The organism is Planctomycetota bacterium (assembly GCA_038746835.1).
GTDB lineage: Bacteria > Planctomycetota > Phycisphaerae > Tepidisphaerales > Tepidisphaeraceae > JBCDKH01.
The window spans coordinates 1-8,679 of sequence record JBCDKH010000158.1 but is presented as its reverse complement, the minus strand read 5'-3'; the positions used below and the strand labels follow the sequence as shown (position 1 = coordinate 8,679).

The 8,679-nt window shown below is 67.0% G+C and carries 7 protein-coding genes and 1 tRNA gene; 4 read left to right on the top strand and 4 right to left on the bottom strand.

What is annotated here, in order from left to right; genetic code table 11:
- Nucleotides 1-369, bottom strand: a 369-nt coding sequence (locus tag AAGI46_13385) for a DUF5996 family protein (GenBank protein MEM1013198.1), incomplete at its 3' end; no start/stop codon positions are given.
- Nucleotides 370-565: 196 nt separating this feature from the next.
- Nucleotides 566-647 (bottom strand) — tRNA-Leu (locus AAGI46_13380).
- A 32-nt stretch (nucleotides 648-679) separates the two neighbouring features.
- On the opposite strand from AAGI46_13380, the gene dxr reads away from it, so the two are divergent.
- Together dxr and AAGI46_13370 are read left to right on the top strand one after the other, a co-directional pair.
- Nucleotides 680-1,822, top strand: a complete 1,143-nt coding sequence (gene dxr / locus AAGI46_13375; GenBank protein MEM1013197.1) for a 1-deoxy-D-xylulose-5-phosphate reductoisomerase — start codon at nucleotides 680-682, stop codon at nucleotides 1,820-1,822.
- Between the two features lie 117 nt (nucleotides 1,823-1,939).
- On the top strand, nucleotides 1,940-4,045 hold the full coding sequence (locus AAGI46_13370) for a site-2 protease family protein (GenBank protein MEM1013196.1): 2,106 nt from the start codon (nucleotides 1,940-1,942) through the stop codon (nucleotides 4,043-4,045).
- Here AAGI46_13370 and AAGI46_13365 read toward each other — a convergent pair.
- Both AAGI46_13365 and AAGI46_13360 read right to left on the bottom strand, forming a co-directional pair.
- On the bottom strand, nucleotides 4,042-5,526 hold the full coding sequence (locus AAGI46_13365) for a 4Fe-4S dicluster domain-containing protein (GenBank protein ID MEM1013195.1): 1,485 nt from the start codon (nucleotides 5,524-5,526) through the stop codon (nucleotides 4,042-4,044). The genes AAGI46_13370 and AAGI46_13365 overlap by 4 nt on opposite strands.
- Nucleotides 5,527-5,543: 17 nt before the next feature.
- A complete protein-coding gene (locus AAGI46_13360) occupies nucleotides 5,544-6,380 on the bottom strand; it encodes a sugar phosphate isomerase/epimerase family protein (GenBank protein ID MEM1013194.1) in 837 nt (278 codons plus the stop codon).
- A gap of 174 nt (nucleotides 6,381-6,554) precedes the next feature.
- Here AAGI46_13360 and argB point away from each other — a divergent pair, with 174 nt between their 5' ends.
- Together argB and argF are read left to right on the top strand one after the other, a co-directional pair.
- Nucleotides 6,555-7,451, top strand: a complete 897-nt coding sequence (gene argB, locus AAGI46_13355) for an acetylglutamate kinase (GenBank protein ID MEM1013193.1) — start codon at nucleotides 6,555-6,557, stop codon at nucleotides 7,449-7,451.
- A 119-nt stretch (nucleotides 7,452-7,570) separates the two neighbouring features.
- Nucleotides 7,571-8,503 (top strand): ornithine carbamoyltransferase, encoded by a 933-nt coding sequence (gene argF, locus AAGI46_13350; GenBank protein ID MEM1013192.1) that lies wholly within the window; start codon nucleotides 7,571-7,573, stop codon nucleotides 8,501-8,503.
- The last annotated feature ends 176 nt before the right edge of the window (nucleotides 8,504-8,679 follow it).

The following is an 8,679-nucleotide window of genomic DNA, read 5'->3' as shown; positions in this document are numbered from 1 at the left end:
GGTCACCTCGCGGAACATCCACTTGCAGTCCATCTGATCCAGCGGCGCTGCCACATCGAACATGCCGCCTCGGTTGTTTCGGACCTCAATGCCCGGCTCGAGCAGATCGATCTCGATATCCAGCGACAGGAGCGGATCGTTCGGCGCGTAGAGCGTTCCCGTCGTCAGCCCGCGCGGCGTCACATAGAACGGCACGTGCCACCAGTGATTCCGCCGCGGCGTCAGGGCCATGCGGACCTTGCCAACGATCTGGCAGAGCAGATGCAGCGTCTCCCGCGTCTCCGTCCACGCCGCAAACTCCAACGGCGGCAACACCGGCGTCCACGAATTCGTCAACGGCTGCGGCAGGCGATCATCGGCTTCGCTCATGAAAGACCGTAGCGAACGACCAATCGCACAAGTGAGGATTGGTCCTCTCTTCCGTCATCCTGAGCGAGCGCAGCGAGTCGATGGACCTCGCCTGAAACTCTTACTGAGAACCAGACGAGGTCCCTCGGCTGCGCTCGGGATGACGGAGGGTGCTGCTCCAACAAGGGCAATGCGTTCGTTGCTTCGTGAACGCTGATAGCGGCCGAGGGACTCGAACCCTCACTCCTTTCGGAACTCGATTTTGAATCGAGCGCGTCTGCCAATTCCGCCAGGCCGCCGGATGCAGGCGGGGATCGTAGCGTTGCTCGTCTTGCCGCGTCGCGTCGCCATCCTCGGGTCTACCGGCAGCATCGGCACGCAGACCCTCGACGCGATCGACCACCTCAACCACAACGGCTTCGACTTCGACGTCATCGCGATGACGGCGGGGCGGAACAAGGACCTTCTGCACGAGCAGTCGCGTCGCTGGCCGAAGGCAGCGACGGCGGTCACATCGGAAGACGGGCCTGATGCGCTGGTCGAGATCGCCCGTCGCGATGACGTCGACATCGTCGTCCACGCGATCGTCGGGGCGGCAGGGTTGGAGGCGTCGTTTGCCGCGGCGGAGTCGGGCAAGCGGCTGTGCCTGGCGAACAAGGAGTCCTTGGTCGTCGCCGGGACGCTGCTCATGGATCGCGTGCGCAAGGCTGGCGGGGAGATCGTGCCGATCGACTCGGAACACACGGCCATCTTCCAGGCGATGGCGTGCGGCCGGCGGGAAGATGTCCGGCGGATCATCCTCACCGCGAGCGGCGGACCGTTCCGCGATGCGTCGGCCTGGCCTGCGGAGCGACTGCGGAACGCGTCGGTTGAAGAGGCACTCGCACATCCGACGTGGACGATGGGTGGCAAGATCACTGTCGACTCGGCGACGCTGTTCAACAAGGGCTTCGAACTGATCGAGGCGGTCCACCTCTACGCGATGGACGAGACCGACGTGGAGGTGGTGGTCCATCCGCAGAGCTTGGTGCACTCGATGGTCGAGTTTGCCGACGGGTCGACGATCGCCCACGTCTCGGCCGTCGACATGCGGTTGCCGATCGCTTACGCACTGACGCATCCGGAGCGTGGCCCGGACGTGTGCGGCCGGATGGACTGGCGACAGGCGACGCGTCTGGACTTCGAGCCGCCGGACGAGAGCCGTTTCGGCGCACTTGGCCTGTGTCGCCAGGCCGTGCGTCGCGGCGGCGTCGTGCCGGCATGGCTGAACGCATCGAACGAGGTTGCGGTCGAGCGGTTCCTCGCAGGCGAGCTGTCGTTTGGCGGGATCACGGAGACCGTGGCGCGCTGCGTCGAGTTGGCACCGGCAGATGAACCGACGTCGCTTTCCGACCTGCTCGCAGCGGACGCGGCAGCGCGGGAAGCCACCTCCGTCATCCTGAGCGAGCGAAGCGAGTCGAAGGGCCTCGCTTGAACGTCGTGCACGGGAACAGGCGAGGTCCCTCGGCTGCGCTCGGGATGACGGAGTGAGGGTGACGGTGCCGAATGCAACATCCTCGTGGTTGTCGCGTACCCTGCTTCTGACGCGATCATGGACGTTGCTTCGATTCTCAATCTGCTGCTCCTGGCCTTCGGGTTTGGGTTCGTTATCTTCTGGCACGAGCTGGGGCACTTTCTGGCCGCCAAGTGGGCGGGCGTGCGGGTGGAACAGTTCGCTGTCGGGTTCGGCAATGCGATCTTCAGCTATCGCAAGGGGCTGGGGCTGCGTCGCGGGACGAGTGGGCCGGAGTACAAGCAGCGGATCGCGGAGAAGCCGGACCTGGACATCTCGCCGACGGAGTACCGGTTGAACTGGCTGCCGCTGGGTGGCTATGTGAAAATGCTGGGTCAGGAGGACCTGGCTGTGCCGGACGGCGGGCACGAGCCCGACAGCTATCAGTCCAAGACCGTCGGCCAGCGGATGGTGATCATCTCCGCGGGCGTGGTGATGAACGTCATCCTCGCGGCGGTGCTGTTCACGGTGCTTTACTCGGGCCTTGTCGGGTTTTCGGCGACGGCCTCGCGTGTCGGCTCGGTCCAGCCGGGCTCGCCTGCGGAGACGGCGGGGCTGCAGGTGGGTGACGAGATCGTCTCGATCGACGGAAAGCCGGCCCACGACTTTTCGAAGATCCGCCTCGGCATCGCGCTGCTCGGACGCGACGCGTCAGCTGATGTGGAAGTGCGACGGCTCGACGGCTCAGTCGAGGCGCTCCAGGTCCAGCCAGAAGTCGGCGAGGCCACGGGCATGCTGCAGGTGGGCGTGCTCCCGATGCCGAGTCTGGCGTTGCCGGCGAGCGATGACGCGACCGAGGCGATCGAGCGTGCGAGGCCGACGTTCGTGCCGGGCACGTGGGCGGTGATGCCCGGCGAGCAGGTGGTGTCGGTCGACAACGCCGAGGTCGAGCCGGGCGACTACCCGGTCTACGCGACGGCGATCGATCGCGCGGGCGACGAAGGTCGGCCGGTGAAGCTCGTCGTCCGCGAGTCCGACGGCATGGACCGCATCGAGAAGGTCTGGCCGTTGCTGACGCCCGTCGGTGACACGCCGGACGCGTCGCTGCAGTTCGGCGGACTTCGGCCGCTGCTGAAGGTGTTGTCGATCGGCACAGACTCTCCGGCGGCTCCGGGCGGTCGTCGCGAGGGCGAAGGGCTGGACGTCCTGCGACCCGGCGACGTGCTGCTGACGCTGCGGGTCGGCGAGACCGGCGACCTGCTGCATCGGCCGACGCGCGAGGAGCTCGGCGAGTGGCTCAACCGCGCCGGCTCGGGCGGACGCAAGGTGGAGTTCGACGTCCTACGCGACGGCGAGATGGTGACGCTAAAGGACCTCCCGCTGACGCCGCTCGGCGGCGGGTTTTTCTCGCGGATGGTCGGCAATGTCCGCTACGGACTCGGTGCGAATCTGACCGACGCGCTGGAGACGACGCGGCTGGCAACGACCGTTCGCGAAGACTCCGCGGCGGATGTCGAGAGCGTTCGCGAGATCGTCGGCGACGGGGCCGAGGCGTCGATCGTGGCCGTCGGTGGCGAGGCGGTGTCGAACTGGTACGAGATCAGCCGCTTCATGCGCAACGCGCTGGCGGAGGGCAACACCGAAGTCGACTTCACCATCGCGACCGCGGCCGGTGAACAGACGGCAACGCTCACGTTCGACGACGAAGCGACCACGGCGGTCGCGTCGGTCGACTGGTCCGGCCCGGTGTCGGCGCTGTCGCCGCAGGCCGGCAACTACGTCGAGACCACGCGTGAGACGTGGAACCCGCTGCAGGCGATGTGGTGGGGCGTCTTCGAGACACGCGACCAGATCGCCAACCTCTACCTCACGCTCCGCCGCGTCACCGTCGACCGCACGGTGTCAGCCAGCAACCTCAGCGGTCCGGTCGGCATTCTGCACTTCGGGACGATCGTCGCCGCTCGCGGCTACGACTGGCTGCTCTGGTTCCTCGCAATGCTGTCGGCCAACCTCGCGGTGGTGAACTTCCTGCCCATCCCCATCCTCGACGGCGGGCACATGGTGTTCTTGCTGTGGGAGAAGATTCGTGGACGGGCACCATCCCGCGCCGTGCAGGAGGGCGCGCTCTGGGTCGGTCTCGCAGCGCTGGGCTGCTTCGTGATCTTCGTCACGTACAACGATCTGTCGCGCTTGTTCACGCTCTAGTCGCTCGGCTTTTTCTTCGGCGCGGGCATGCGGACGGAGAAGATCGTCCGAGCCCCGCGTGGTCGCGCGATGGGACGTTGCTTGTGCTCCTCGTCGTGCTCGAAGCGGTGAGCGATCTGCAACTCGCCACGCAGCTTCAAAGCGATGTCCTTGAGCGGGAGGTCACTGGGGCACGCGTGGTCGCACAAGCCGCAACCGATGCACGCGGCCGCGCCGTAGCGCTCGGCGAGAGCAAGCCTCGTCTTGCCGCGTTCCGCCTCGACATCCAGCAAACCCGCCGGATTGAGCGACGTCGGGCAGATGTCGAGGCACCAGCCGCAGCGGATGCAAGGCTCGGGCGTCGGCTGCAGATCGTCGGCAGAGGTCGACAGCCGGTGGAATAGCAACTCGCCGTCACCGACAAGCGACTCGGGTCGGATCGTTCGCCCTCGCAGGAAGTCGCCCGCGACGAGCTTCGGCATCGACTTGGGCGTCGCGTCGTCGCCCGGCTTTTCCGGGTCGCCTGGCAGCATGCCGAGGAACAGCAGTACGTCCGCCAGACGCGAGCCCTTCCAGACCTCCGCCAGCACGCCGATGTCGCGACGGTGATCGCGCAGGCCGATCGGTTCACGACGGATGACGCCAGCGCCGCGCACGACCTGCCCGATCGCCACCGCCGCGACGGCGTCGACGACCAGCACGCCCGCACGCGTCGGCAAGTCGCCCGGCCTTAGCCGCCGACCGGTCAACGTCGACGTCAGCAGCACCGGATCGCCCTGCGGATACGCGTTCAGCACCGGCACGATGCGGATTCGTCCGACCTCGACCGGCTCGACGTCGATCTGTTCGTCCTCCGTCGGCTCGCGTGGTGCCTCCGCGATCGGCTCGGCCACGCGGTCGTTGGAGACGGCGTCCCGCAGCAGACGGCCAAGTTGCTTGTGCCGGCCCGCTGCAACCGCGACGGAGACGAACTTCCCGCCCGACAGCGACGCCAGCAGGCGAAGCCCATCGCGAAACGCCCGAGGATGCAACGCCGCCCACTCGTACTGCAGCGGCAAGAGCGGGTCGGGCTCCAGGCAGCTGCACAGGACGGCTTCGATCGGCTTGTCACGCGTCGCGTCGAGTTGGCCGACGAGATCGGGGCAGTTCACGCGATCCGGCCTGACGCCAGCGTCGGCGACACGCTTGAGCCATTCATCAAGCTGTTCCGGCCGGACCGTCGACGGATCGACCTGCGGGCGAATCGGCGTCGCCGACTGCTCGGCGTCGTCATCCGTCATCACCGGCACCGTCCAGATGCGCCGACCTTCCGCGTCCGTTCGCGCCGTCACGGCTCCAGTCCCACCAGGTAGGACGGCCACGCCGCGGTTCACGCGCTCGCCCACGCCGACGTGCCGGTTGGGCACCTTCGGCCCCTCGTCGTCGTCGAGGCCACTCGGGCCCAGCGCCACCCACGACACCTCTGGCGGTGGGACTTCGACAAACTGGTACCGCCCGGCCATCGGGAAAGCCTAACGACTCAGCTCGCCAGCGGGATGTCCTGCTCGCGGCAGACCTTGCGGAGTGCCTCGACGGCCGTCTTCCACAGCTCGGGCCCCGTCTCGCCGTGGCTGTGGCCGGCGACTTTGAGGTGCGGCTCCATGCTGACAAAGCCCCTGTAGCCCGACGCGTAGGCGTCCTTCAGGATCGCCCCGATCGAGCCGTCACCCTCGCCAGCCGGCACGACCTCGCCGCTGCCGGCTTTGGCGTCCTTGATGTGAATGTGGGCCGTGTACGGCTTGAGCAGCGGCCAGTTGTCCGCCGGGTCGTCGCCGACCTGGACGAAGTTGGCGAAGTCGAAGGCCGAGCGAAGCTTGGGCGAGTCGACGCTCTGCATGAGGTCCAGGCACCGCTGGCCAGTATCGCCGAAGATGCCTTTCTCGTTCTCGTGGACCATCACGACGTCGCTGCCTTCGAGCATCTCGGCCTGCTTGGCCAGCAGTTCGATCGCCTTGTCGCGGATCGCCTCCACCGGCCCGGCCCCTTCGCCGCCGTGCGGGTAGAAGCTGAAGACGCGGATCAGCGGCGCCTCGAAATCGACCGCCGCCTCGTGGGCGATCTTGAACATCTCCAGCAGCGAGGCCTCGTCATTGGTGGCCGGCTTTTTGCCGCACGGGCTGCCGATGCTGACGACGCCCAGGCCGTTGTCCTTCAGCTTGGCCATGATCTCTTTGCGACGTTCCGGCGTGAACGCCAGCACGTTCTCACCGCCGACGCTCCGCAACTCCAGGTGCGTCACGCCCGTCTCACGGCAGACGCGGATCTGATCGTCGAGGTCGGGTCCGATTTCGTCGGCAAAGCCACTGAGCTTGAGCATACGACGAGTGTGGCAGGCGCTTGCCGCGAATCAACCGACGTGCCGCAACTCCGTCATCCTGAGCGAGCGCAGCGAGTCGAAGGACCTCGTCTGCTCGTCGTCGCAGAGCCGCTGCGAGGTCCCTCGGCTGCGCTCGGGATGACGGAGGGAGCCAACCTGGTCTACCCTCTCGGCTTGACCGCGGACGCGTCATCTTCCGACCCCCTCGCCGCTGCCAGCAGCAAGGCAGCGGTGCTGCTTGAGGCGCTCGGCTATATCCAGCGGTTCCACGACAAGACCGTCGTCGTCAAGGTCGGCGGCTCGATCATGGACGACGAGGCGGCGCTGGCACGCCTCCTCACCGACGTCGTCTTCATGAACTACGTCGGCATGCAGCCCGTCATCGTCCACGGCGGAGGCAAAGCCATCAACGCCGCGATGGGCGAGGCCGGCATCGAGCCGCGCTTCGTCGAGGGCCGCCGGTACACCGACGACGCGACGCTGGGCATTGCCGAGCAGGTGCTGTGCGGGCAGATCAATCCCTTCATCGTCCACTTCATCCGAAGCCAGGGCTGCGAGTCGATGGGCCTGACGAGCCTCGGCAGCAACGTCCTGTACGCCCAGCGCGTCACCGGCGACGAGGGTCAGGACCTCGGCCACGTCGGGCAGGCGACGAACGTCAACCGGCGCATGCTCCAGCTGCTCGTCCAGGCCGACGCGATTCCGGTCATCAGCACGATCGGCATCGATGCCGACACCGGTCAGAAGCTCAACGTCAACGCCGACACCGCCGCCGGTGCCATCGCAGCGGCCATGCGGGCGGACAAGCTTGTCGTCGTCAGCGACACGCACGGCATTCGCCGCGACGTCGACGACCCGGCCACGCGCATCAGCTCCGTCACTGCCGCCGGCATTGACGAGCTGATCCAGGAGGGCGTCATCGCCGGCGGCATGCTGCCCAAGGTCGACGCCTGCCTCCAAGCCCTTCGCGGCGGAGCCGAAAAAGCCCACATCATCGACGGTCGAACACCCCACGCGTTGCTGCTGGAGATCTACACCGCCGACGGGATCGGGACGGAGATCACGCTGTGAACTCGTCGACTGGTGACTCGTAACTTGGTTGAAAGCCGCCAGCACTCGAAGCCTGCTCCCGAGCACCGACGTCTCTGACCCCAGTTCACGAGTCACAGAATCACCAGCAACTACTCGCCGTGCATTCCCACCTCCTCCAACTCTCCGACTACGGAACCGACTTCGTCTTCGAGGTGCTCGATGTGGCGGGGCGGTTGCGGGATGGGCTCGACTTCCACAGACACCAGCTCGAAGGGCAGTCGATGGCCATGGTGTTCGAGAGGCCGAGCCTGCGGACGCGGGTGAGCTTCGAGGTGGCGATGACCCAGCTCGGCGGGCACGCGGTCAACCTGCAGCCGGCGGAGATCGGGCTCGACACGCGTGAGCCCGCCGGCGACGTCGGGGCCGTCCTGAGCGGCATGGTCGACGTGATCATGGCCCGAGTGAAGCGGCACCAGACGATCGACAACCTCGCTGCCACCGCGACCGTCCCGGTCATCAACGGCCTGTCCGACCTGGCGCATCCGTGTCAGGCACTCACCGATCTGCTCACGATTCGTGACTGCTTCTCCGGCAACGCGACCGGCAAGCGCGTGTGCTACCTCGGCGACGCGAACAACGTTCTTCGCTCGCTCGTCGTCGGCTGCGGCCTCAAGGGCCTGCCGATCGTCGCCTGCTCGCCGGGAGGCTTCGGCCTGACGGACGAGGAGGTCACGCGGCTTCGCACGCAGGTGCCGGCGCTCGATCTGACGCTGGAGCCCGATCCGGCCAAGGCCGTCGAAGGCGCGGACGTGCTCTACACCGACGTCTGGGCCAGCATGGGCCAGGAAGAGGAGCACGCACAGCGTGTCGCGGCGTTCGCGGGTTACAGCATCACGCAGGACCTGCTGGCCAAGGCCAAGCCCGAGGCCGTCGTGATGCACTGTCTGCCCGCCCACCGCGGCGAAGAGATCGCCGCCGACGTCATGGACTCGCCTCGCTGCGTCGCCTTTGGCCAAGCGCACAATCGCCTCCACGCCCAGAAGGGCATCCTCGCGGTCCTGATGGGCTCGTGGTCGTCGACGTCGACTTAGGACGGGTGTGTCGGTCCCTTCGACGAGGGCGAAATCGTCAGTCTTTTTGTGGAAATCATCGATTTTGAAGCCGTGGGCAGAGCGCAGCGGCCCCCCCGGGCCCCGCGCTGGGGCCAACCCCGGGCGCCCCGGGCCGCTGGCCCCCCGCGGAGGGCGACAAACCCCCCAGGGCGGTG